Genomic DNA, 24,519 nt, shown 5'->3' with positions numbered 1-24,519 from the left:
CTGGTTCGCCTTCTGGTTTCATGTAATCCTCGGCCTTGCCGGCGACAAGGTCAGGCGCAGCCGGCGCGACGATTGCTCGCCGGTGCCCAGCGCCTTGTTCGGCAACACGCCCAGCAGCGGCAGGCCCAGACCATCCACCACGTCCTGATCGGTCCGCAGGCGGCGGTCCATCATTTCGCGTGCCACTGCGGCGGCCGCAGCCAGAAGCGCGCCAACCAGCATGGCAATGGTGAGATTGAGCCGAGTCCGCGGCGACGACGGATAGGGCGGCGTCGAGGCTTCCCGCAAGACCGACACGTTCGTCTGCGTGCTCTGACTTTCCACCGAAGTCTGGGCCAGCCGCGTCAGCGCGAGATCGTAGGAGCGCCGTGCGTTCTCGACATCACGCTCCAGCACGGCGGATTCGTCACGCAGCCCCTTCAGGCGCAGCAGCTTGGCGCGCTGCTCGTCGATGGCCGCCTGCGTCTGCGCCAGCCGGGTCTGGTTGATGTCATTGCTGATGCGCAGGCTGCTCGCCATGCGCCGCGTCTCGGCGTCGATGCCCGAGCGCAACTGTCTGATCTTGCCCTGCAGCTCGGCCATTTCCGGGTGGTTCTGGCCCAGCTTTTCCCGTCGTTCGTTCAGCAGCGTCTCCGCGCGCGACAGCTCGGTCGTCATGGAGACCAACAGCGGACTGTTGAACACCTCCTGCATGCGCGCAGCGTTGGTTGCGGACTGCCGCTGGCGGCCGCCGGACTCGTTGGCAACGGCCTGCAGCTGCACCAGCTGCGACGACAGCTCGGTCAGCCGCAGACTCTCGACGTCCAGGCGCTCGTCCGTGGAGACGATGCCCTTCTCTCGCTGGTACGCCGACAGCCGCGACTGCGCCTTCTCCAGCTCTTCGCGCAGCTGCTTGCTGCGCTCGTCGAAAAAGTTGTTGTACAGCTTGGCCGGCTCCACTCGCAGCTCCAATGTCGTGTCGACGAAGGCCTTGATCCAGGCATTGGTCACGCGCGCGGCGAACTCAGGGTCCGGCGACGTGAATGACACGCTCAACACGTTCGAATCCCGCGTGGGGATGACTTCCAGCCGGTTGAGCAGCGAGCCGGCCAGCCACGATTGGAAGCTGCCGACGCCCTCGGTCGCCTCAAGCCATGCGGCTTTGCGCTGCTCGTCCTGGGCCAGGCCCAGGGTCTCGATGGCACGCAATGCCACCCGCTCACTCTGCACCACGTTGATCTGCGTGGCCATATAGCCGCTGGATGTCATGCCGGGCAACACCATCCCGGCAATCGGGTCCGGTGTTTTGACGTCCAGCACGATGGACCCGACGGCCGTGTATTGCGATTTGCGTGTGAAGGTGAAGACTGCCGCAACGGCGACGACAGCCAGAAAAACCAGAAGAGCGATGCGCCAGCGGGCGCGTAACGAGATGTAGAAATCGGCCAAGCTCATGTGGCTAGCTCCATAGCGTGGACGCACGTCCACCGAGTGACTATTGTGCCGACACACCACAGCACCGAATTAGTGCTTTCGGACTATTGCTGCAGTGCACAAATTCCCAGACACTTTGGTCATTGGCCCTCGGGCCGCCAAGTTTGTTTCAGGGACCAATATGCAGAAAATCTTCTCGCAGGCGCTGTGTGCAGTGCTTCTGTTGGGCGCCTGCATCACGGATGCGGCGGTGCCGACTGTACAAGATGCAGCCGTTGCGCTGCGTCAGACCACGACCTTCTCCACCCAGATCAGCAGCTTCGAGCGCTCTGTGCGCCAGGATGTCGTCCAGGCCATGCGACGCGGCAACCGCGCTGACTCTTCCACCCAGGCGGACGAACTGGACGGCACCAACACCGCCCTGATGCTGGTGGGTGCACTAGCGATCATGGGCGTCATGGTGCGTCGGCGCTGGAGCAGCCGGGATTGAGTTCAGCTCCTTGCTGGCGGGCATGCGTCAGGCAGAATGCCGCTCGGTCACTTTGGGGGCCCTTGGACCTGGGACGGACCGGACCCGGCCCCACAGCTTTACATGACGCGGCGTCGCGGACGCTGAAGTGCTTCGCGAGATCGAGGTAGCACACGGGGGGTCGGGCCTCGTCGGGTTGAGTTGGATCCCCCTCCCACGACGCGCTTGCCAGAACTCGAGGCTGCACGCTCGACCCCGCGCTGCGCGTCGATCTGCAGGGGACCGTGGCGTCCAGCCATGTCCAGCCCAGGTTGGCCAGATTGCTCGGTGGGTCACGCGCTTGGCCCCACATCACCGGACAATCCGAGCCCTTGCCTCCCCCGTCACGTTTAGTCCGACCGCCACACTGCTGGCACGGCAGCGAGACGCCAGCGCGCAGCGGACGCTCGCGCGATCACGCTGATGACTATCACCAGTTGAGCGCCTACTTCCGGACATGAAGAAAATCCTTATCGTCAGCCCTGTCGTCAGCCATCCAGCACTATCGGGCAACAGCACCCGCATCCAACAGATGGTCAGATGCCTGACTGCGCTGGACTGCGAAGTGCATTTCCTGCTCTGCCCGATCCGCACCATCCAGGATCGGCGCGGCAAGTCCGAGATGACGGAACACTACGGAGGCCGCTATCGAGAACTGCACCAGGGTCGCACGGTCGCCGGCAATGGGCTACACCAAGCATGGCATGTGCTAATGCGGCTCGGTATGCGCAAGGTGAGGTTTGCCCAAGACTTGACATGGACAACAGGCCGGTTCTCGCAAGACGACAAGCTGGAGTTCCGGCAGATCGTCGAGGACATCGACCCACAAGTGGTGATCTTCGAGTACGTGCTGCTCGCCGAATTGGCAGATCAACTGGAAGCCGACCGACGCATTAGGGTGGTGGACACGCACGACTGCTTCTCGGACCGCAACAAGCGAATTCGGGCGTCCGGTGGCAGCGGGACTTGGTGGTCGCTGCGGCCAAAGCAGGAACGACGTCTGCTGTGCAGCTTCGATCATGCGCTGGCGATTCAGCAGCACGAGGCCATCTTCTTTCGCGATCTACTTGCGGGGACCCCCACCAAGGTTTCGCTGATCGACATCCTGAGTGCGCCCGCCGAACGCCATGCGCGGGGCACGCCCTCGAATGGCGTGGTCGGCTACATCGGGTCCGCGAATCAACACAACCTCGAGGGGCTGCGGGTGTTTCTTGAGCGCCAGTGGCCCGCCCTTCGCGCTGCAGTGCCCACGGCCAAGCTGATCGTGGCTGGTGGCATGTCGATCGACCCCGCGATTCCCGGGGTGGAGTGCGTAGGGCGAGTCAGCGATCTTTGGCAAGACTTCTACAGCGGCTGCTCCATCATCATCAATCCCTGCGTCACGGGCACAGGACTCAAGATCAAGACTGTGGAGGCGATGTCGTACGGGTTGCCTGTGGTGACGACTCGCGAGGGGTGCAGCGGAATCGAATCGGCAATCGGTCAGGGTGCCTTCAGCCTGGACATAGGGTCGCCAGATTTCCACCGTACCTGTTCCTCGCTATTGATGAATGACGAGGAACGCGAGCACCAAAGCCGCCTGGCAAGGAATTTCATCGAAGTCAGCCTTCGACGCTCGATCACCACCTTGCGATCGATACTTGCACTGCCGGAGTAGCCGGGAGCTCGGCAATCTGCGCTTCAAACAACGATCACATCCCCACGGAGTCCTTATTTGACGCCCTTTCCACAGATCTCGGTGGTCATCCCGCTCTACAACAAGGCGAGCACCATTCGTCGTGCCATTGACTCAGTCTTGACACAGGGGATTGCCGAGCTCGAGGTAGTCGTTGTCGATGACGGTAGCACCGACGGTTCTGCCGATCAGGTATGCGTGATCGATGATCCCCGCGTGCAACTCATTCGCCAAGCCAACGCTGGTCCGGGCCATGCGCGCAATGCAGGTGCCCGGGCGGCTCGCGCCGAGCTGCTTGCGTTTCTGGATGGGGATGATGAGTGGCTCCCAGGGTTTTTGTCGGCAGGCTTGGCTGCGCTCTCACAACACGCCGAAGCCGTGGCGTATGCCTGCAGCTATGACACGGGCGAGTTCGCGTCTCGCGTCAAAGACAAGGTCTCTCAGCTGACGACGACACCTGGACCAATTGATCCGCCAAGCATCGCTGCCGGCGCGCACTGGTTGAAGATCGCCCTAGATGGCCTGCATTCAAGTGCCACTATCGTGCGGCGGCCAGTGTTTCAGTCCGCTGGCGGCTTCTACGACAAGGGTCGGTGCCTGTGGGGCGAGGACAGTTACCTCTGGGGTCAGGTGCTTTTCATGGGTCCAGTTTTCTGGGATCCCACCCCACGCGTCATCTACCATGTCGAAGACTCTGCTCTCGGATTCGCCGTGACCTACCGCGATCGTGCGCGGCCACTCGCACTTCATGGGTTCGACCTGATGCAGACCATTGCTCCGCAGCACCATCGCGCATTCCAGATGCTGCTTCAGAAGACGGCGACAGACGACGCCGTGAACTTGGCGGACTCTGGTGAATTGTTCAGATGTCTTGCACTGCGTTGGCGATATGGGCTGGTCAGCCCCCGGACGCTTGCGGGTGACGTGAGACGCTACCTCAGACATGTTCAACGGAAAGTTCTCGGCACCCGCTGAGGACACGCAATCACTGGAGCGCTCCTATCTTGTCCAAACGCATCGGATTGCTGACCCTGCCCCTCCACACGAATTACGGGGGCATCCTGCAGGCCGTGGCCCTCTACCGGATCCTGGATTCGGAGCTGGGCCAGCAGGTGATTTTTCTCGAGCGCGCGTCCTCGCCAGCAGCCTCATCGCGTCTGCACAAGGCGACTGTTGGCTTCCTGGCCTCTCTAGCTTTTTTACCTTCCCTGCGGAATGGACTGGCAGCCATCGCCCGACTGGTCCCCTCTCAGCTGGCGAAAACGCTACTCCGCAAGACTGACGCTGCGCTGAAGGCCCGCCGGGCGCTTGGGCATCGCCCCTTCCTCGACCGATATCTGCCGCAGCGCTCTGGCAAGCTGACAAGCACTGAAGAGATGGCCGCAGCTGTGCAGCGACTGGGGCTCGACACACTCGTTGTGGGTTCTGATCAAGTGTGGAGGCTGGAGTATCTGCCGCGTGGCGCAGAAGGCGACTTCTTCTTCGGCTTTGCGCCGACCCCGGCGATCCGCAAAATATCGTATGCCGCTTCCTTCGGTCAGAGCGTGTGGACGTACCCGGCGCACACAGCGCAGACGAGCGCCCTGCTGGCGCAGTTTCATGCGGTGTCCGTACGCGAGATATCCGGTGTTGACATCTGTGCCAAAGCACTCGACCGGCATGACGCTTTCCAAACTATCGACCCGACACTGCTCGTCGACTTGCAGGTCTACATCGACATGGCCGCGCCGCGTCGCGCTAAGCCAGGCCCCACATTGCTCAGCTATGTTCTGGACGAAGGGCCGGACCGCGCTACGCTGCGCAGCAGAGTTCAACAAACACTCGGTCCTGGCTACAGCCATCGGTCGCTTACGCTGGACGCCGCATCGATGACCCTTGACGTGCCTGGATGGCTGAGGGCGTTCATCGACGCAGACTTCGTGCTGACGGATTCCTTTCATGGAGTGGCGTTCTCCATCATCTTCCGCAAGAACTTCATCGCGATCGTGAATCACGATCGGGGCGCTGACCGCTTCACCTCTCTGCTGAGCAAAGTCGGCCTGGAACAACGACTTGTGTACGACGCTACGGACCGGACTTTGGAAGAAGTGACGGCCACGCCCATTGACTACGAGCAGGTCGACCGGCGGCTTGTGGATCTACGACGTTCCTCGCTCAGCTTTCTGCGAGAGGCGCTGCAGTGAAGCCGCAGATCGGCTTCCCCACACACCCTCAAAGCAACGAACTCATGTCTGAAGTTGAGAATGTCATCGCATCGGGAATGTGTGTGGGCTGCGGCACCTGCGCCTTTGCACGTCCGGACACTTACACCATGAAGATGACAGCCGCAGGGCATTTCGAAGCCCAAGCAATTGCTGTGGACTCTGATTCGCGTCTGGCCCGGCTGTGTCCCATGTCGGGTGTTGGCAACAACGAGACAGAAATTGCTAACCTGCTCTACCCGGAACTGCCCGTCGACGAGCACATCGGCAGGCACCTGGCCACGTTCGCAGCCCACGTGGCTGAAGGTGGTTTTCGAGCGCGCGGAGGGTCTGGCGGGCTCGTGAGTTGGGTACTGGCCAACCTGTTCAGGCGAGGTGACATCGACGCCGCCGTGCATGTCAAACCCGCCGAAGGCCAATTCAACGACGGCCTGCTGTTTCACTATGCCATCTCCGAAAGCGAGCAGGACTTTGCGGATGGCGCGAAGTCGCGCTACTACCCAATCGAAATGTCAGGCGTGTTGACCATGCTGCGCACCTCCACCAAGCGCTATGCGGTGGTCGGCCTGCCGTGCTTCATCAAGGCTGTCCGCTTGATGCAGCACGAGGGACTCCTGCCTACTGAGCGGACACCGTTCTGCCTTGGTCTGGTATGCGGGCACCTCAAGAGCCGCCACTTTGCCGAGTACCTGGCCCGACAAAAGGGTGCTGCGCCGGACAGTCTGTCGTCATTCGATTTCCGCCGCAAGCTGCTGGATCGGCGTGCTTCGGACTACGGGTTCGCCTACCAGCAAGTTCAAGCTGGTCCTGAGACCCCCGAAGAGGTTTGGCCGATGGCCTCAGTGCGCGGGCGTGACTGGGGCGAAGGTCTATTCAAGAATCCCGCATGCGAGTTCTGCGACGATGTTCTCGCCGAATGTGCAGACATTGCCATTGGCGATGCCTGGCTGCCGGCGTACATCAATGATCCGCTTGGAACCAATGTCGTTGTGACACGCCACCCTCACCTCGACCGCATCATCAAGGAAGGCGCTGAGCGGGGTGCTGTGGTTGTAGGGCCGGCAGATGTCGCGTCAGTGATCCGCAGCCAATCATCCGGCTTGCGCCACCGCCGTGAAGGGCTCGCACACCGGCTGGCAAGACGCAGGCTTTCGGGACAGTGGGTGCCGATCAAGCGGGTCGAGCCGCGACTCGCAGCTACCGCGCATCGTCGCGCCATATACGACGCGCGGCTTGAGATCGCCCAATCGTCCGCAGAGAAGTACGGGCTGGTGCGGCTCGGCTCGCAAGGTCTTGAGCAGTTCGAACATCAGATTGCACCTGCGGTGCGCCGCTATCGGAAGGCAAGTGATCGGGAGGCTGGCGGACGGCTCCGCAAGCTCGTCAAGCGCGTCGTCCAGCGCCTGCGTTCCGCTCTGCGGCGCTGAGCGCGCGGTCTATGCTCGGCCGCACTGTTGCGCTCGGCGCCGCGCTTCTGACAGCCTTGCAGCTGTTGATGAGGTTCGTTGACATCATCGCGCTGGTCATCATGGCCCGCCTGCTGACACCAGCAGACTTCGGCTTGGTGGCGCTCGCCGCATCAGTGCTCATCATTGTTCGGGCCACGACCGAACTGAATGTCAGTGACGCGTTGGTCCAGCGCAGCTACATCGACCCGCGCGATGTCGATACGGCGTTCACCCTCAACTGCCTGCGAGGCGCGTTAGTCTCTGCCTTCATCGTAGCAACGGCATTTCCGATGGCAGCAATCTACGACGACACCAGGCTTCGCTCCATTCTGCTGGTGATGGCATCGGTCCCGCTGCTGGGCAGCTTGACGAGCCCTGCCATGGTGCACTACCTGCACCGTCTCCAGTACGGCCCCGGCGCGCGCATGCAACTGGTTGGACGCATCGCCGGTCTGGTCGTATCGGTCAGTCTGGCCTTTTCCACGCGTTCTTACTGGGCCTTGATCGCGGGCCAGGTCGTCAACCCGCTGGTCTCCACGATCTACAGTTATCTACTGGCGCCGTACCGACCACGGCTCCGGCTGCAAGGAGCGCGCAGCCTGCTGCACTTCGCAGGCTGGATGACCGCGTCGCGATTTATTTCCACGCTGAACTTGCAGTCCGATCGATTCTTGATCGGCCATATCCTTGGCAAATCTCAGTTGGGGCAGTACACGGTGGGCAGCGACATGGCGTCCATGGCAACGTATGCCTTCGCCTCGCCGATCATGCAAACCATGTTCGGTGGGTTTGCACGGATGCAAGGCGATGATGATCGGATGCGTGCGGCTTACCTGAAGGCCCAGCAGATGCTTGTGATCGTCCTGCTGCCATTGGGCTTCGGCCTAGCAATCGTGGCTGAGAGATTGGTGCCCCTGGTACTTGGTCCTGAATGGGACTCTGTAGTCACCGTCATCTGGTGGCTGGCGCCAGTGGTATCGCTTCAAGTGTTGTATATGCCGCTGTTGTCGCTTGCCATGGCGCGCGGCCAACCCAAGGTGCTAGTTTTGCGCGAGGCTGTCAATCTGGCCATGCGCATGCCGCTTACCCTTGGTGGGGCTTGGTTCTACGGTCTGCTAGGTGCAGTTGTGGCCCGCTCGCTTGGCGGCTTGGTCATCATCCTCATGACGCTGATGATCGCGCGGCGTTTTATCCAGATCTCTGTGATGCGACAAATCTCAAACATCTGGCGCAGCCTCATTAGCGTTGCTGTGATGGTCGTTGGTGTCGCACTGCTCAAGCTGAACGTTGCTCCCGCTGAGGGCACGTTAATCCAGGTCACGCAACTTGCCCTGCTTGTCGGAGCGGGCGCGGCGCTGTACGCCGGCACTCACGTAGGTCTGTGGTTCCTCGCCCGGCGACCTGATGGAGCCGAACGGTTCCTTATTGAGATGATCTCGAAGCGAACGAAAAAATAGCAGCGCTTGCTCTGGTCAGGACGTTGATTGCACGATTGGGTGCAATGCAGCTGCTATGGCCTCGTCCCCGAACGCCCGAATCAGTTGCGGCATCGCGTCGACCGGTGCCTTCTGCGGCCGGAAGCTACGCACGAGTTGCATCAGCTCGTCCAATTCCGGCGCAAGGGTCAGCAGGTCGGGGCCGACCTGCGGCTGCACCCAGGACAGGAACGGCGTCTGCACCGCCAGCACGGGCACAGGTAGCGACATGGCGTAGAAAAACGACCCGCTGACCACAGTGTTCTCACCTGCGTGCGCCAGCACGATGCCCTGACTGCGGCGAATCAGGCGTTGCGCGCTGGCGTCGTCGATGTAGCCCGGCCGATAGATCACGTTGGGGCGATCGACTTCCTCGACCGCACGGCCGTACGCCACATCGGAGACGGATCCGATGATGAGCAGGTTGCGCTCGATGGGAAAGGCACGGGCGGCCTCGACGATCCGTTTGTACGGCGCTACGCGGCCGAACATCACGAAGTAATCTTGCGGCAGGCCGGGCACGGGATCGGGCGCGTTCTGCGCAGCTTCATCGGAATGGCTGTACAGCGGGTGCGGGCAGTAGCGATAGTGGCGCTGAAGGTGGGCACCGGAATGGGTGATGACGATGTCGAAGAAGCGTTCGTACCAGGCGATCAGCCGCATGGCTGCAGCCTCCTGGCCCGCAGCCAGCGTGTGCGGATACACGTTGTGGCGCACGAACACCAGGCGGCGCGACAGCAGGCGTGCGATGCAAGTCTTGAACAGTACCTTGGCCACATTCACAGCCGAGATGGTCCCTCCATGCTTGACCAAAAAATCATTCTCCACCCAGTTGAAGAACGTCGCGTCGTAGCGACGCAATCGCCTTCCCACTAGTTCACGCAGAAACTGCCGCGGACGCATGAACTGCTCGACCGAACCGAACGCGCGAAGGATTTCCTGCATGCGGCTCACATAGGCGTTGTTGACATCTGTGTGCGGCACGTAGGCGATGCGCATCGGTCCATTCATCAACACAGTTCCCTTGTGTCACGCCCAGCGACAAGCCACGCCTGCCGCACTGCTAAGCCGGACGTGGTGCCGTGGGCCGGCTGCTGGTGCAGGCCGTCGAAGCTGTGACCACGGCATGTCAGCATCTGGCGCACGGCCACATGTAACCGGGCCCAGCCATGATCAAAATCCTGCCAGATAGCGAACTCCATAAGCCATTCTTTCCTCAAGCGGATATTGGGCAATATTTGCCAACGATGAAATCGATCCACGAAAAATCAACGACGAGATGTATCGATTTCAAGCAAGGCTTGGCAGCGCCGCCCTTCGCAAGGGTTGGAACCGGCCTGACGCCAGATCGTTCGCCGACGCCTGGGTCCAAGACGACAGTTCTGCTCTCAAGCGCTGATGATCGAGCGCTTCACCGATCGGCAAGGTGTGCGGCATCAAAGTTCTTTTGTTCTTACACACGGCTCGACGGCCTGCCGTTGTTCCACCATGTCCACGCATAGCGCAGTGCGCCGTACGTTTCCCAATACCCGCTCATGGGCCGCCACCGGATGCGGCGCAACAGCCCGGCCCACCCCCGCAACGCAAGTTGCGGCGCGCGGCAACTGAGCAACAGCTTGGCGTGGTAGGCACCACGCCCGATGTCGTAGTCGCGGTACAGAAGACCGATCGTGTCGGCCTTGCGCCCGTGGTGGTGCGATACCACCATGTTCGGCTCATAACGCCCAGCCCACCCTGCCAAGCTGGCGCGGGCGGCGGCGTCGCAGTCTTCTGCCGGGAATGCTGCGCCACTGCCGAACCAGGGGTCAAAGCCACCGATGGCATCTAGCACTTCGCGACGAAACGCCATGTTCGCGCCTTTGAAGACGCCTGGCACCACGTAGCGCCCGGTCTCGAACACTTGCGGCTGTGTTGACAGGCTGATGGTGGCGGGGAAATCCGTTGGATCGTGCAGCAACACGCGGCCGCTGGCATAGCCCAGGCGCGAGTCCGCAAAGGTTGCGACCGTCGCTTGCAACAGGTCGGGGGCCACGTAGCAATCGTCGTCCGTAAACGTGATGACACGGCCGCGCGCGCGCGCAATGCCCGCGTTGCGTGCGTTGCTGAGCCCCTTGACGGGCTGCAGCACATACTGGACGGCAACCGACGCGGTTGCCGCAAAGTCGGCGACGACGCGCGCTGTGTCGTCGGTGGACCCGTTGTCGACCACGACGAACTCCCACAGCCCCTCGTAGTGCAGCTCAGCCACCGCACGCAGACAGGCGCCCAGTTGTGTCGCCCGGTTGCGGGTGCAGATGACGAGGGATATGTCCGGCGCGCCTGCGGTGGCGGACGGGTCAGCAGGCATGGCCGCGGGTGCAGCATCAGCCATGGGGCCCCTCCATCGACTGGGTGGCCTCGGGCAATGGCCGCCAGCGCGCACGCCAGTCCACCACCAGACGCCGCGCGCGATCGCGCAACCGCCACACCAGCCGTCCGCCGCGGGCTGCGGCCGCATGGCCCGCTCGGTCTGCTGGCGGATGACCGATCGACGACGGCACCAGGCGCTCGATCACCGGGTAGGGTACGACCGCGTAGTTGGCGTGGCCGTATGCCCAATAGCGCGATATGGCCCAGTCGATCGGCATGTCCACCACGGCGCAGCTGTCGAGCAGGGCCCGCGCAGCCGTCCGTGTGAGCAGATAAGCCTGCGTGCCATAGCAGTAGCCCTGGACCCGCACCAGATGGCTGTGGTCAGAATAGAACTTGTAGCGCACCGTTCGCGATTGGATGGGAAAGGTGGCGAACAACTTGAGCACATGGACGCCGAGGGACGCAAAGTCTCGGCCAGCGAGGCGTTGCACCGCCACCCAGTCCACCAGCACATCGTCTTCGAAAACGAGCAGTTGCTCGGCCGACGTGGCCAGGAACTCCTGCCACACCGCGTAGTGGCTGGCATAGCAACCGAGCTCGCCCGGGCGCAGAACACGGCCAGCGCGTACCAGCGCGGCTTTCGGCGAATACACCAGCGGCTGCTGTGGACCTGTCAGCGCGTCGAAGAAGGCCCATTGCAGTTCGACACCCTGCGCGCTGGCGGCAAAATGCTCCCTGCGCTGCACAGCGTTCGCCAAACTGATCACACGGACCATGGTCGTGGTCGTCATGGCCACGCCCTCACCAACAAGTTCTTCAGCAGGTAGATCCACCGCGTGTGCAACACCGAGCGGATCCTGGTGCCGCAGCGCAGCAGTCGCGCGGTCAGGTCCTGCTCGCAAATCAACATGTGCGCCTTGCCGACCATCATGGCGTGATTGTCGGCATCGAGCGGGCGGCTCCTGCGCCACGTTGGAATTTGCTTGCTGCCGAAAAGCCAGGCGCCAAAGTGCTGGCGGAGTTTTGGGTCCAACTCGGGCGCAAAGAAACCGGCTTCGTCCAGGCCACCCGGCACCAGGCGCGCCACGTCCTCGATCGGCGGATGCATGCGCCAACCGATGCCTTCCAGCGCACGCCGATTCAAGGCAAAGAAGTAGGTTGCGATCCACTCCTTCAACCGCGTGCCGCCGTAGGTGTAGAACGAGCGGTCCGGCAGCAACGCCAGCTCGCCACAGGCGGCCGGCGTTTCAGCACGGGCGCCGTCACGGGCACCTTGAAGGAACGCGGCCTGCTCCAGCACGCCCATCGGCCGGTAGTGGCAGAAAGTATCGTTGGCGAAAACGACTGACTTTAGAAGGTGTGCCCCAGCCAAGCCGCGAACGTGATCCAGACCGGACTGCCACGCACCGAACTCATGCAAGAAGTTGCTGGTCTGCAGGACTGTGACGCCCTCGTAGGACTTGAGCTGCAACTGCGTGTTGTTGGACATGACAACGATGGTGGCGTCTCGATCGATGCGGCGCACCATCCACGCGAACAGGCGAATGGCCGTGTCGGCGAACGCTTCGGAATAGACGACCAGAATGCCTGCTGTGTGCATGACGGATCAACGGTTGATTTTCTTCTGCAGCATCTGATGCAGGACTTGGTAGTTCAAAGCCAGGAACGCCACGCCAATGACGAATGCCAGTGCCACAACGGTCTGCGTCGACGGGACGGTGCGTGCCGCCCAAATGCCCACCACGCCGACCACGAGACCATGGACGGCCATCCGCACGTAGGTCGCCGCACCAGCGTCGCGAGCGAACAGGCACAACAGCACGCAGTCCACCAACATGCGGCTGGCCCACGCCAGCGCCGCACCGACGACCCCGTAAGCCGTGGTCAGCCACAGGAGGATCAGCACGAACGGCACCAGCTCCACGCCGTGAATGATGGCCGTGACGTTGGGTCGGCCTCGTGCCTGGATATAGACGAAGGGCAGCAAAGCCATGGAGTTGAGCCAGGCGCCGCCGAGCAGCACGATCGCAACCACGCCCGACACGCTGTCTCGCGACGCGCCGATCCACAGTTCGAGCAGGTGCCGGCTGGTCACGATGACACCCAGCACGACCGGCGTCATCAGGTTCAACGACGTGGAGACGAGCTTGCGGTAGAGATCCAGCGCCTCTTGGTCGGGCAGGCCGGAGAGTCGCGGATACGCCGCTCTCACCAACGCGCGCGGCACAATCCTCAGCTTGTCTGCGATCGAGAACGGCACGGCGTACAAGGCCACGTCGCTGGCACTGAGTTTTGCACCGATCACGAAGCGGTCCAGCGCCTCCAGCACCGGGCTGATGATGCCGCTGACCGATGCCCAACTGCCGAACGACACCAGGCGCCGCACCGCCGCGCGGTCCCAGGGCAAGGGCCGTCCCAATGGGAAGGTGCGCTGTGCCACCAGCACGATCACAACGAACAGCGCAATCCGCGTCCACACGATGGCCGGAATCAGCACATCGAGCCGCACACTGACCTGGTAGGCAAACACCACAGGCACCAACTGCACCGCCAGGCCACCGACGACATTCAAGGCATTCACCACGCCAAAGCGCTCGCGTGCTTCCAGCCCTCCCTGCAAAACCGCGCTGACCAGGGTCAGCGGTACGGTCAGGCAAAGCCAGGGCAAGCTGGCGACCAATTCTTCGCGCAAGCCCGGTTCGTCAAAGCGCACCGTCCCGAAAATGTATTGCGCCAGCGGATACACCACCGCCATGCCCACCAGGCCGAAGCCGCCGTTGATCCACAGCGCAGACCACAGCACACGCTGCTGACCGATCCTGTCGCTGTCTGGCGTGCGCGCAACCATATTGACGGTAGCCCGTGAGATGCCGAAGTCGAGCAGGCTGAAATAGCCAGCGAACAGCCACACCAGCGACAGAACGCCGTAGCGCGCTGCACCCACGCTGTTCAGGTAGAGCGGCACTGTGACGATGGCCACCAACAGCGGGATCACAGACCCGGCAACATTCAGGACGACGTTCTTTTTGAGACTGGGTTTGCGAGTCATGTGGGACAGGTGACGCAGGCGGGGCTGGGTGGATCGCACGAGCACCCAACAGCGGGCCTCAACGGACCTGCTCGCGTGCACCGACCAACCCCCTGATCTTCCCTGAGACCGTTACAAGTTGTTGGAAAATTCGTCCGACAAACGCGCGACTTGCTGTCCGGAAACGGCTTGTAGTTGCGCCAGCGCGACATGCTGTGGCGCAATCTCTGCAAGTGGAACCAGCACAAACGCGCGCTCCCACATGCGAGGATGGGGAATGGTCAGCCTCTCGGTGTCGATCTGCGCATCGCCATACAGCAGCAAGTCCAGGTCCAAAGTCCGCGGAGCGTTCACATAAGGGCGCTCACGGCCGGCCTGCCGCTCCAGGGACTGCAATGCGTCCAGCAAATCCAAGGGCGCCAAGGCGGTGGACAGCTCTGCGACGGCATTCAGGTAGTCCGGCCCGCCGGCATCGACAGGCGCAGTACGGTACAAGTGCGAGTGGCGCATGAGCCGGGTCGACGGCAATTGGCCCAGTGCCTGCAAGGCCGCCTGCAAGGCGGCCTTCGCGTCGCCCAGGTTGGCACCCAGTGCGATGAACGCTGGCACCTGCGAGGCGGGCCCGGCGTGCGCGGGCACGACCAACGGCCTAGCCGAGGTCACCCGGCACCGGGGCCGATTCCACCGCGCCGCTCGCCGGCTTGCGGCGGCGCCGGCGCTTGCGCGGGGCACCGGCACCCTCGTCAACGGCCGCAACCGCTGCATCATCCACCGGTTGGCTGACGGTCGCAGCACCATCCGGATCGTGCCGGGGCACCCGGACAACCCGCGCGCGCTGGCGCCCGTGCTGCTCTTCGCGCGCCTGCTCCAGCAAGTCCTGGCGACGCTCGTCGCTGGCCTGGGTGAACTCCTGCCACCACTCGGCCAACGCCTCGTCGACCTCGCCGATGTCGGCCCGCAGCCGCATGAAATCGAACGCCGCACGAAAGCGAGGCTGATCGATCAGGCCATATGGCGTGCTGCCGGTGCGCTTGTCGAAGCGCGGCTGCATCATCCAGGTCTCGCGCATGTCGCCGGCCAGCTTGCCGCGGCCGGACACATCGCCGATGCGCGCGCTGAACACGTCTTCGATCGCATCTTGCAGAGCCGGGAACGAGGGCAGGCGCTTTTCGATGCGCGCAGCCCATCCATCGCGCACGTCGGCCCACAGCACGCAGGCCAGCAGGAAGCTGGGCGCCACCGGCTTGCCCTCGCCCACGCGGCGGTCGGTGTCCTGCAGCGCAGCGCGCACGAAGGGTTGATCGGCCCGCTGCACGACCACATCCAGCAAGGGGTAGATGCCACTGGCCATGCCCAGCGACTTCAACTGCTCGATCGTGGCGATCGAATGGCCGGTCTGCAGCAGCTTGAGCATTTCGTCGAACAAGCGGCTTTGCGGCACATCGGCCAGCAGTTCCTGTGATTTGACCAACGGCGCCGCGGTCTTGGGGTCGATCGTGAAACCCAGCGCCCCCAGCTTGGCCGAGAAGCGCACGGCGCGGATGATGCGCACCGGGTCTTCGCGGTAGCGCACGGCAGCGTCGCCGATCATGCGGATGGTGCGCTTCTTCACGTCCTTGAAGCCGCCGTGGTAGTCCACCACGACCTGGCGCTTGGGGTCGTAGTACATGGCGTTGATGCTGAAGTCGCGGCGCGCGGCATCTTCCTCCTGCGGGCCCCAGACGTTGTCGCGCAGCACGCGGCCGGTGGAGTCGACGGCATGCTGCATGCCGGCCAGCTCGCTCTTGCTGGTGCGCTCGTTGCCGGCCACCTGCTCGGCTGCCGCGTTGTCCAGGTAGGCGCGAAAGGTCGAGACCTCGATCACCTCGTGCTCGCGGCCACGTCCGTAGACCACGTGCACGATGCGGAAGCGACGGCCGATGATGAACGCCCTGCGGAACAGGCTTTTGACCTGCTCGGGCGTGGCGCTGGTGGCCACGTCGAAATCCTTGGGGCGCAGGCCGACCAGCAGGTCGCGCACGGCGCCGCCGACGATGTAGGCCTCAAAACCCCCCTGCTGCAGCGTGTTGACGACGTTCAGCGCGCGCTCGTCCACCAGATTGGGGTCGATGCCGTGGACATCGAGCGCGATTTCCTCGCGCTTGCCGAACTTGGGTGGCGCCACTACTACGGTCGCCGGGGTCTTGCCCAGAAGCCTGTCGATGAATTTCTTGATCATGTGATTTTGTTGAACAGGTCCAGTATGCGCCAGCCCCGCTCCAGGGCGATGGCGCGCAGACGGTCGTCTGGATTGGTCGCGACCGGCTCGTCGACCTTCTCTAGCAGGGCCAGGTCGTTGATGGAATCGGAATAGAAGGTGCAGCGCACGTCGCCCCAGGCCAGCCCGCGTGCCGCCAGCCAGGCCTCGACCCGCGTGACCTTGCCCTCGCGCGCCGAGGGCACGCCGCGAATGGCACCGGTGATCCAGTCGCCGCCAGCGGGCCAGGGGGCACGCTCCAGCTCCACGGCAATCAAGGTCTCGATGCCGAAGGCCTCGGCGATCGGGCGGGTCACGAATTCGTTGGTGGCGGTGACCATCAGCAACGTATCACCGCGGGCGCGGTGCTGCTCGACCAGCGCGCGCGCGGCCGGCACGATGGCCGGCAGCACCATGTCGCGCATGAAGTCGGCGTGCGCCAGCGCTGCGGCTTGCGGCCCACGTGCGCGCACGGCGTCGGTGGCGAAACGCACGTAGTCGTGGATGTCCAGCGTGCCGGCCTTGTAGTCGGCATAGAACGCGTCGTTGCGGCGGGCGAAGGCCTCGGGGTCGGTCCAGCCAATGCGGGTGGTGTGCACGCCCCAGGCGTAGTCGGAATCGATCTGCAGCAAGGTGTGGTCCAGATCGAACAGTGCCAGGTTCACATTTGCTCCAGCATGGCCTTGATCAGCGGAATGGTGATGGCGCGCTGGGTCTGCAGCGCAAAGCCGTCCAGTTTGTCCAGCAGTTGCAGCAGGCTGCCCAGGTCGCGGCTGAAGCGCGTGAGCATGAAGTCCATCACCTCGTCGGGCAGAAACACGCCGCGCGCGTCGGCGTGCTGGCGCAGCACCGCACGCCGCTCGGGCTCGGACAGCAGCTGCAGCTGGTAGACATGGCCCCAGCCCAGACGCGAGCGCAAATCGTCGCGCAGCGGCAGGTCTGCCGGCGGCAGGCGGCCCGCGCCCAGCACCCAGCGCTGCAGGCCCTGCGCGTTGACGAACCAGTTGAAGGCGGCGTGCTGCTGCTCGGCCGAGTAAAGATGCACGTCGTCCATCAGCACGGCCGCCCAGCGGTCGTCGAAGTCGGGCGGCTCGTGCAGGCTCGGGTCCAGCCAGCCGACGGCGGCACCCTGCACCCGCAGCGCCTCGCGCACGGCGTCGAGCAGGTGCGTCTTGCCGCTGGCCTGCGGTCCCCACAGGTAGGTGGGCACCGGCGAGCGCGTCGGGCTGCCGGCCCACAGCTGCAGGTGCTGCAGCGCAGCCTGGTTCGGCCCGGCGAAAAAGTTCGCCAGCGTAGGGCCTGCTGCCAGACCGATGTCGAGGGCCAACTGTTGCATGAAGAGGATGTGGCGTGGGGAGCCCCACGTAAAATTCGCGCGAATTTTAGTCTCCCAGGCGTACCCCCTGTGCCGTCGCTGGCACCTCCCCCCCATGAGCACCACCCCGAACTCCCCTGCCCCGCTGTCGTACAAGGACGCCGGCGTCGACATCGTTGCGGGCGACGCCCTGGTCGAGCGCATCAAGCCGCTGGCCAAAAAGACGATGCGCGAAGGCGTGCTGGCCGGCATCGGCGGCTTTGGCGCCCTGTTCGAAGTGCCCAAGCGCTACAAGGAGCCGGTGCTGGTCAGCGGCACGGACGGCGTGGGCACCAAGCTCAAGCTGGCCTTTGAATGGGGCATGCACGACACCGTGGGCATCGACCTGGTGGCCATGAGCGTGAACGACGTGCTGGTACAGGGTGCCGAGCCGCTTTTCTTTCTGGACTATTTCGCCTGCGGCAAGCTGAATGTGGACACGGCAGCGGCAGTGGTCGGCGGCATCGCGCGCGGCTGTGAGCTGTCGGGCTGCGCGCTGATCGGCGGCGAGACGGCCGAGATGCCCGGCATGTACCCGGCCGGCGAATACGATCTGGCGGGCTTCGCGGTCGGCGTGGTGGAGAAGTCCAAGATCCTCACGGGCCAGGATGTTGCGCCCGGCGACGTGGTGCTGGGCCTGTCTTCCAGCGGCGTTCATTCCAATGGCTTCAGCCTGGTGCGCAAGTGCATCGAGCGGGCCGGCGCCGCTTTGCCCGCCACGTTGGACGGCCTGCCCTTTCGTGAGGCTGTGATGATGCCCACGCGGCTCTACGTGAAGCCGGTGCTGGCAGCGCTGGCGGCGCACCCGGTCAAGGCGCTGGCCCACATCACCGGTGGCGGCTTGCTGGAAAACATTCCGCGCGTGCTGCCCGATGGCATGGCCGCCGAACTCAGCCGCGCCAGCTGGCCGCACAGCGAATTGTTCGACTGGCTGCAGAAGACGGCCGGCATCGACGACGTGGAGATGAACCGCACTTTCAACAACGGCATCGGCATGGTGGTGGTCGTGGCGGCGGAGCACGCTGAAGCCGTGGCCAGCACCCTGAGCGGGGCGGGGGAGACGGTGCAGGCCATCGGCAAGATCGCCGCGCGCGGCGCGGGTGAGGCGGTCAGGGTCGCCTGATCGGGCAGCAGGCGCCGCCCCGGGCCAGGGAGGCCTCGCGGTGACGGCTCACGTCAGCGTGTCGTCCTGCACCGGTGCCGCCAGCACCTTGTCGATGCGCTTGCCGTCCAGGTCCACGACCTCGAACACCCAGCCGGCGCATTCGATGCGCTCACCGGTCGCCGGCAGCCGTCCCGAGACCGACATCAACAACCCGGCAACCGTGTTGTAGCGGCCACGGTCGTCGTCCGGCAGCTCGCGGATCTCCAGCCGGTTCTTCAGCTCGCCCACCGGCATCAGGCCGTCCAGCAGCCAGGAGCCATCGCCGCGCGGCGTGGCCCAGGCATCGGACTCGCCGCCTGGCTGCAGTTCGCCGGTGATGGCCTCCAGCAGGTCGCGCGGCGTCATCAGCCCCTGCACCACCCCGTATTCGTCGACCACGAACACCATGCGGCCCGAGCGCGCACGGAACTGCTCCAACAGCTCCATGCCCGACAAGGTCTCCGGCACGAAGGTGGCGGGCAACACATGCGCTTCGATCTGCGCGTTGTTGCCGTCGGCCACGCCCAGCAGCTTTGCCACACTGATGACGCCGATGACATCGTCCAGCGAACCGCGGCACACCGGGTACCAGGAATGCGAATCGGTGTCCTCGTCGCCCGCCGCCTGGCGCAGCGCTTGCTCCACCGTCAGGCTGGCGTCCAGCCAATGCAGGTCGGTGCGCGGCACCATCAGCGAGGTCAGCGGGCGCTCGTCCAGCCGAAACACGTTCTGCACCATCTGGTGCTCATGCTCCTCGATCACGCCGGCGTCGACACCCTCCTCCAGGCTGGCGGTGATTTCTTCTTCCGTGACCGAGCGGCCCCCGGCGGTGTCGATGGGCAGCAACGCGAGCACGCCCTGGGTGCTGAGCGAGAGCAGCCGCACGAACGGCTTGGCCACCGTGGCCACCCAGGTCATGGGCCGCGAGATCAGGTGCGCGACATTTTCCGGGTACAGCTGCGCGATCCGCTTGGGCACCAGCTCACCAAAGACGATGGTGATGAAGGTGATGATGGTCACCACCAGCGCCGTGGCCGAGACGTCGGCTACACCGTCCGCCACGCCCAGGCTGATGAACCAGCCGGCCAGCTCGCCGCTGAAAGCGGCCTCGCCGATGATGCCGTTCAGCATGCCGATCGAGGTGATGCCAACCTGCACCGAGGACAGAAACTGCGTCGGGTTGTCCAGCAGCGCCAGAGCGGCCGCCGCGCCTTTGTCACCAGTCTCGGCCATGGCGGTGAGGCGGGCCTTGCGGCTGGACGCCAGCGCCATCTCGGACATCGCGAACACGCCGTTGAGCACGGTCAACAGCGCGATCAGAAGGAAGTCCATGGATTCAGGTCAGCCGCTCAAGTGGGAAAGGCGCAAATTACAGCACAGCGTGCCGTGTAGAGTCCGGGCCACACAAGCACGAAGGCGGGGAGCAGACATGGCGGCGTATCTGGTCGGGGATGTTCAAGGCTGCGACGCCCCGCTCGGGCGGCTGCTGCAGGCGATCGATTTTTCCGCCAGCCGCGACACGCTCTTCGTGCTGGGCGATCTGGTCAACCGCGGCCCGGCATCGGCTGCCGTCCTGCGGCGACTGATGGCGATGGGCAGCAGCGCGCGCTGCCTGCTGGGCAATCACGACATGCATCTGCTGGCCTGTGCGCACGGCGTGCGCAAGCCCCACAAGCGCGACACGCTGGATGACCTGCTGGCGGCCCCGGACCGCAGCGCCATGCTCGACTGGCTGCGCCGCCAGCACCTGGCGCTGCACGAGACGGTGGACGGTCGGCAGCTGTTGATGGTGCATGCCGGCGTGTTGCCGCAGTGGACGGCAGCGCGCACCGTGGCGCTGGCGCACGAGCTGGAACAGGTGCTGCGCGGCGAGGGGCTGAGCGATTTCCTGCACGCCATGTATGGCAACACGCCAGACCGCTGGAGTGACGATCTGCATGGCCACGAGCGGCTGCGCGTGATCATCAACGCGCTGACGCGTTTGCGCTTCTGCACGGCCGACGGCCGTATGGAATTCGACAGCAAGGACAGCGCTGGCACCGCGCCGGCAGGCCATATGCCCTGGTTCGACGTGCCGGGGCGCGCGACGGCCGGCGATACCGTGGTGTTCGGCCACTGGTCCACGCTGGGATGGCTGGACCGGCGCGACCTCGTCTGCATGGACACCGGCTGTGTCTGGGGCGGCCCGCTGAGCGCGTTGCGGGTGTCGCCGCAGCTGGACCGCGCAGGCCTGGTGCAGGTCGACTGCCCACAGGCTCAGAAGCCCGGGGCCTAGCGCCGATCAGTCGGCGGTGGTGGAGGTCTCTTGCGGCTGTGGCTGCGGCGCCTGCACCACTGGCGCGGGGGGCTGCGACTTGAATAGCGCGGCGACCTTGCGCTTGGACTTGATGTTGGCCGAGATGCTGCGCGCCGGCTGACGCGCATGGGCTTCCCAGCCCGGCGCGGCGCCCTTCTCAGCCGCAGCCGTTGCCTCGTACGGCTGATCGAAGAACGGGTCGCGCGACGCAGCCGCACGCTGCGGGCGTGCCGGCCGGTCGGGCACGTCACGCCGCGGCGGCGCAGGTTGCGGGCGGTCTTCCAACACATCCCGCGGATCGTCGCCACCCCAGGCCCGGCGACCGTCGTTGAAGCGTCCCTGCTCGCGGATGCGCGGCATGTCCTCTTCGAACTCCAGCGGCTCGATCTCGATCTTGGTCTTGATCAGCTTCTCGATCTCGGCGACGAGGCGCACATCGTTGCCGCCTCCGGCAAAACTCACCGCCAGGCCCGACGCGCCGGCACGACCGGTACGGCCAATGCGGTGCACGTAGTCTTCGGCGTTGAATGGGATGTCGAAGTTGAAGACAGCCGGCACATCCTTGATGTCCAGCCCGCGGGCGGCCACGTCGGTGCAGACCAGCAAGTCGACTTCGCCCTTCTTGAACGCCTCGAGCGCTTTGAGGCGCTCGTCCTGGCTGCGATCGCCGTGCAGCGCCACCGTGCGCAGGCCTTCGCGCTCGAGCGAGCGCGCCAACCGGGCGCAGCCGAGTTTGCTGTTGACGAACACAAAGGCCTGGCGCAGCTCGCGGGCCTTCAGGATCTGGCGCACGGCGCGGCGCTTGTTCTCGTCCGTCACGCTGTAGAAATGCTGCTCGACGGTGGACGCTGCGGCGTTCGAGCGGGCCACTTCGATCGTGGTCGGGTTCTGCAGGTAGCTGCTGGCCAGACGCTTGATCTCGGGAGAGAACGTGGCCGAGAACAGAAGCGTCGTGCGTTGCTTGGGCAGGTACGACAGGATGCGTTGCAGGTCCGGCAGGAAGCCGATGTCCAGCATGCGGTCGGCCTCGTCCAGCACCACGTACTCGACCTGGTTCAGCACCGCGTTCTTGGCCTCGATGTGGTCCAGCAGCCGGCCGGGCGTGGCCACCAGCACTTCGACGCCCTTCTTCAGCTCGGCGGTCTGCGGCTTCATGTCGATGCCGCCGAACACCACGGTGCTGCGCAGCTGCGTGTACTTGGCGTACAGCGCGATCTGCTGGGCGACCTGGTCGGCCAATTCGCGCGTGGGCAGCAGCACCAGTGCACGCACCGGGTGCCGCGCGGGCGACATGGAGGCGTTCTCGTGGCGCAGCATGCGCTGCAGCAGCGGCAACGAGAAGGCGGCCGTCTTGCCGGTGCCTGTTTGCGCGGCGCCCATGACGTCCTGGCCTTGCAGCACCACCGGAATGGCCTGCGCCTGGATCGGCGTCATGGCGGTGTAGCCCATCTCGGCAACCGCCCGGGCCAAAGGCTCCGCAAGCTGCAGTTGGGAAAACGAATCAGGCGCGGAGCTGGAGGAGGTGTCGGGTTCGGAGTCGATCATCAATACGAAAATTCAAGCGCTACCAAACCGATAGCTGGCCGGCGCGAGAGAGAAAGGCCGGATTCGGATTATCGCCCAAGGGGTGAAACCCCGTGGCGCGCAAGCCGGTTCGAGGTCGCCCGCAAGGCTAAGGAAGCGACGCAGCAATCGGCGCCACGGCCTGCCGCACGTCGCCGCACTGCGCCCGATGGCGCAGCGCATGCTCCATCACCACCAGAGCCAGCAAGGACTCGACAATCGGGGTCGCGCGGATGCCCACGCAGGGATCATGCCGGCCCTTTGTCACGACTTCGACAGGTTGGCCCTGCACATCGATGGATTCGCGCGGCGTGATGATCGAGCTGGTGGGCTTGATCGCGATCGAGACTTCCAGGTCCTGCCCGGTGCTGATGCCGCCCAGCACGCCGCCAGCGTGGTTGGTGCGAAAGCCCCCTGGCGTCATCGAATCGCCATGCATGCTGCCGCGGTGGGCCACGCTGGCGAAGCCGGCGCCGATCTCCACGCCCTTGACGGCGTTCAGCCCCATCATGGCGTAGGCGATGTCGGCATCGAGCTTGTCGTACAGCGGCTCGCCCAGGCCCACCGGCATGCCACTGGCCACCACGCGCACACGTGCACCGCAGGAGTCACCGGCCTTGCGCAGGCTGTCCATGTAGTCCTCCAGCGCAGAGACGTCGGCCACCGGCGCGTAGAAGGGGTTGTTCGGCACATGCTCCCAGCTTTCGAACGGGATGGCGATGTCGCCCACCTGCGTCATGCAGCCGCGAAACTGCACACCGTACTGCTGCGCCAGCCATTTCTTGGCGACGGCACCAGCCGCCACCGTGGGCGCCGTCAAACGCGCGGAGGAACGGCCGCCGCCGCGCGGATCGCGGATGCCGAACTTGTGCCAGTACGTGTAGTCGGCGTGCCCGGGCCGAAAGCTCTGCGCGATGGCGCTGTAGTCCTTGCTGCGCTGATCGGCATTGCGGATCAACAGCGCGATCGGCGTGCCCGTGGTGCGGCCCTCGTACACGCCCGAGAGGATCTCCACCGCATCGGGCTCGTTGCGCTGGGTCACATGCCGGCTGGTGCCGGGGCGTCGGCGGTCCAGGTCGTACTGGATGTCGGCCTCGGACAACTCCATGCCCGGCGGGCAACCATCGATCACGCAGCCGATGGCCGGACCGTGGGATTCCCCGAAGTTGGTGACCGCGAAAAGGGTGCCGAAGGTGTTGCCGCTCATGCGCCGGATTATCCGCGAGCCCCTGCCATCGGTGCGATGTTGGGAACGGTTCCTGCTTTGCACAGGCGGCACCCACCCGGGCGCAGCACAACCGACTGAAAGGCACGCCATGCTGGACCGCACAAGCACCAAGTTCTCCCACGTCAAGCCCGAAGACACCAGCTACGTATCGGGCGGCTTGCGCGATTTCTTTCTGTACCGCGACCTGGGCATTGCCGACGCCACGCACGGAAAGGTGATCGCGCACCTCGTCAAGGCCAACATGGCACCTGAAACGGGCACCGGCTGGCACCGCCATGAGGCGGACTTCCAGATCGTGATCATGGTCAAGGGCTGGGCACGCTTCATGTACGAAGACAAGGAAACGCTGGTCGAAGCAGGCGACGTGGTGCACCAGCGCCCAGGCGTGCGCCACTACCTGTTCGACTACTCGCCCGACATGGAATACCTGGAGATCGTCTCGCCCGCCGACTTCAAGTCCGTCGATGTGGAACCTGTTTGCGAAGTGCCGTCCCCCACGCCCTGGATGTAAGTCGAACTGTGCCGTTGCGACCGCCGGTGAGCGCGCGCGGCAAACGGTCAGGGACTGAAGGCCGCGAAGCAGGCCATGCGCCAGAAC

Annotated in this window: 22 protein-coding genes; 9 read left to right on the top strand and 13 right to left on the bottom strand. The window is 64.4% G+C overall.

Going from position 1 to position 24,519, the window contains the following annotated elements:
* Positions 1-18: 18 nt before the first annotated feature.
* On the bottom strand, positions 19-1,434 hold the full coding sequence (gene epsF / locus AC099J_RS18125; protein ID WP_479616679.1) for a chain length determinant protein EpsF: 1,416 nt from the start codon (positions 1,432-1,434) through the stop codon (positions 19-21).
* A gap of 160 nt (positions 1,435-1,594) precedes the next feature.
* Here epsF and AC099J_RS18120 point away from each other — a divergent pair, with 160 nt between their 5' ends.
* From AC099J_RS18120 to AC099J_RS18095, 6 genes are all read left to right on the top strand, one after another.
* The gene (locus tag AC099J_RS18120) at positions 1,595-1,903 is read left to right on the top strand and encodes a hypothetical protein (protein ID WP_479616678.1); all 309 of its coding nucleotides are present in this window, start codon (positions 1,595-1,597) and stop codon (positions 1,901-1,903) included.
* A 475-nt stretch (positions 1,904-2,378) separates the two neighbouring features.
* Positions 2,379-3,578, top strand: a complete 1,200-nt coding sequence (locus AC099J_RS18115; RefSeq protein WP_479616677.1) for a glycosyltransferase — start codon at positions 2,379-2,381, stop codon at positions 3,576-3,578.
* Positions 3,579-3,635: 57 nt separating this feature from the next.
* Positions 3,636-4,571, top strand: coding sequence for a glycosyltransferase family 2 protein (locus tag AC099J_RS18110; protein WP_479616676.1), 936 nt, complete (start codon positions 3,636-3,638; stop codon positions 4,569-4,571).
* Positions 4,572-4,600: 29 nt separating this feature from the next.
* Positions 4,601-5,779 carry a polysaccharide pyruvyl transferase family protein gene (locus AC099J_RS18105; protein ID WP_479616675.1) on the top strand — a complete coding sequence of 393 codons (1,179 nt, stop codon included), beginning with the start codon at positions 4,601-4,603 and terminating at the stop codon, positions 5,777-5,779.
* Positions 5,776-7,224, top strand: coding sequence for a Coenzyme F420 hydrogenase/dehydrogenase, beta subunit C-terminal domain (locus tag AC099J_RS18100; protein ID WP_479616674.1), 1,449 nt, complete (start codon positions 5,776-5,778; stop codon positions 7,222-7,224). Before AC099J_RS18105 ends, AC099J_RS18100 begins: the two co-directional genes overlap by 4 nt.
* A gap of 11 nt (positions 7,225-7,235) precedes the next feature.
* Complete coding sequence (locus tag AC099J_RS18095) at positions 7,236-8,702, top strand: lipopolysaccharide biosynthesis protein (protein WP_479616673.1); 1,467 nt, start codon at positions 7,236-7,238, stop codon at positions 8,700-8,702.
* Positions 8,703-8,717: 15 nt separating this feature from the next.
* On the opposite strand, the gene AC099J_RS18090 is transcribed toward AC099J_RS18095, so the two are convergent.
* The 9 genes from AC099J_RS18090 to hda form a co-directional block, all read right to left on the bottom strand.
* The gene (locus tag AC099J_RS18090; RefSeq protein WP_479616672.1) at positions 8,718-9,719 is read right to left on the bottom strand and encodes a hypothetical protein; all 1,002 of its coding nucleotides are present in this window, start codon (positions 9,717-9,719) and stop codon (positions 8,718-8,720) included.
* Between the two features lie 454 nt (positions 9,720-10,173).
* Positions 10,174-11,091, bottom strand: a complete 918-nt coding sequence (locus AC099J_RS18085; protein ID WP_479616671.1) for a glycosyltransferase family 2 protein — start codon at positions 11,089-11,091, stop codon at positions 10,174-10,176.
* Entirely contained in the window at positions 11,084-11,863 is a 780-nt protein-coding gene (locus AC099J_RS18080) for a glycosyltransferase family 25 protein (RefSeq protein WP_479616670.1), read from the bottom strand. Before AC099J_RS18080 ends, AC099J_RS18085 begins: the two co-directional genes overlap by 8 nt.
* Positions 11,860-12,672, bottom strand: coding sequence for a hypothetical protein (locus AC099J_RS18075; RefSeq protein ID WP_479616669.1), 813 nt, complete (start codon positions 12,670-12,672; stop codon positions 11,860-11,862). Before AC099J_RS18075 ends, AC099J_RS18080 begins: the two co-directional genes overlap by 4 nt.
* Positions 12,673-12,678: 6 nt before the next feature.
* The gene (locus AC099J_RS18070; RefSeq protein WP_479616668.1) at positions 12,679-14,121 is read right to left on the bottom strand and encodes a flippase; all 1,443 of its coding nucleotides are present in this window, start codon (positions 14,119-14,121) and stop codon (positions 12,679-12,681) included.
* Positions 14,122-14,232: 111 nt separating this feature from the next.
* Positions 14,233-14,739, bottom strand: a complete 507-nt coding sequence (gene folK, locus AC099J_RS18065; RefSeq protein ID WP_479616667.1) for a 2-amino-4-hydroxy-6-hydroxymethyldihydropteridine diphosphokinase — start codon at positions 14,737-14,739, stop codon at positions 14,233-14,235.
* A gap of 10 nt (positions 14,740-14,749) precedes the next feature.
* Entirely contained in the window at positions 14,750-16,318 is a 1,569-nt protein-coding gene (gene pcnB / locus AC099J_RS18060) for a polynucleotide adenylyltransferase PcnB (RefSeq protein ID WP_479616666.1), read from the bottom strand.
* Entirely contained in the window at positions 16,315-17,001 is a 687-nt protein-coding gene (locus tag AC099J_RS18055; protein ID WP_479616665.1) for an HAD family hydrolase, read from the bottom strand. The genes pcnB and AC099J_RS18055 overlap by 4 nt, the downstream gene beginning before the upstream one ends.
* On the bottom strand, positions 16,998-17,672 hold the full coding sequence (hda, locus tag AC099J_RS18050; RefSeq protein ID WP_479616664.1) for a DnaA regulatory inactivator Hda: 675 nt from the start codon (positions 17,670-17,672) through the stop codon (positions 16,998-17,000). The genes AC099J_RS18055 and hda overlap by 4 nt, the downstream gene beginning before the upstream one ends.
* Positions 17,673-17,766: 94 nt before the next feature.
* On the opposite strand from hda, the gene purM reads away from it, so the two are divergent.
* A complete protein-coding gene (gene purM / locus AC099J_RS18045; RefSeq protein ID WP_479616663.1) occupies positions 17,767-18,813 on the top strand; it encodes a phosphoribosylformylglycinamidine cyclo-ligase in 1,047 nt (348 codons plus the stop codon).
* Positions 18,814-18,861: 48 nt separating this feature from the next.
* On the opposite strand, the gene AC099J_RS18040 is transcribed toward purM, so the two are convergent.
* On the bottom strand, positions 18,862-20,166 hold the full coding sequence (locus tag AC099J_RS18040) for a hemolysin family protein (protein ID WP_479616662.1): 1,305 nt from the start codon (positions 20,164-20,166) through the stop codon (positions 18,862-18,864).
* 97 nt (positions 20,167-20,263) lie between these two features.
* On the opposite strand from AC099J_RS18040, the gene AC099J_RS18035 reads away from it, so the two are divergent.
* Positions 20,264-21,109 carry a symmetrical bis(5'-nucleosyl)-tetraphosphatase gene (locus AC099J_RS18035; protein WP_479616661.1) on the top strand — a complete coding sequence of 282 codons (846 nt, stop codon included), beginning with the start codon at positions 20,264-20,266 and terminating at the stop codon, positions 21,107-21,109.
* 6 nt (positions 21,110-21,115) lie between these two features.
* On the opposite strand, the gene AC099J_RS18030 is transcribed toward AC099J_RS18035, so the two are convergent.
* Together AC099J_RS18030 and aroC are read right to left on the bottom strand one after the other, a co-directional pair.
* Entirely contained in the window at positions 21,116-22,675 is a 1,560-nt protein-coding gene (locus AC099J_RS18030; protein ID WP_479616660.1) for a DEAD/DEAH box helicase, read from the bottom strand.
* Positions 22,676-22,802: 127 nt separating this feature from the next.
* Positions 22,803-23,900: a chorismate synthase gene (gene aroC / locus AC099J_RS18025; RefSeq protein ID WP_479616659.1), complete on the bottom strand. Its 1,098-nt coding sequence runs from the start codon at positions 23,898-23,900 to the stop codon at positions 22,803-22,805.
* Positions 23,901-24,009: 109 nt separating this feature from the next.
* On the opposite strand from aroC, the gene AC099J_RS18020 reads away from it, so the two are divergent.
* Complete coding sequence (locus AC099J_RS18020) at positions 24,010-24,432, top strand: cupin domain-containing protein (RefSeq protein ID WP_479616658.1); 423 nt, start codon at positions 24,010-24,012, stop codon at positions 24,430-24,432.
* The last annotated feature ends 87 nt before the right edge of the window (positions 24,433-24,519 follow it).

This window comes from Rhodoferax sp. RT4P68, assembly GCF_056521305.1.
The sequence above is the reverse complement of the archived record's forward strand: the minus strand, read 5'-3'. Positions and strand labels throughout refer to the sequence as shown.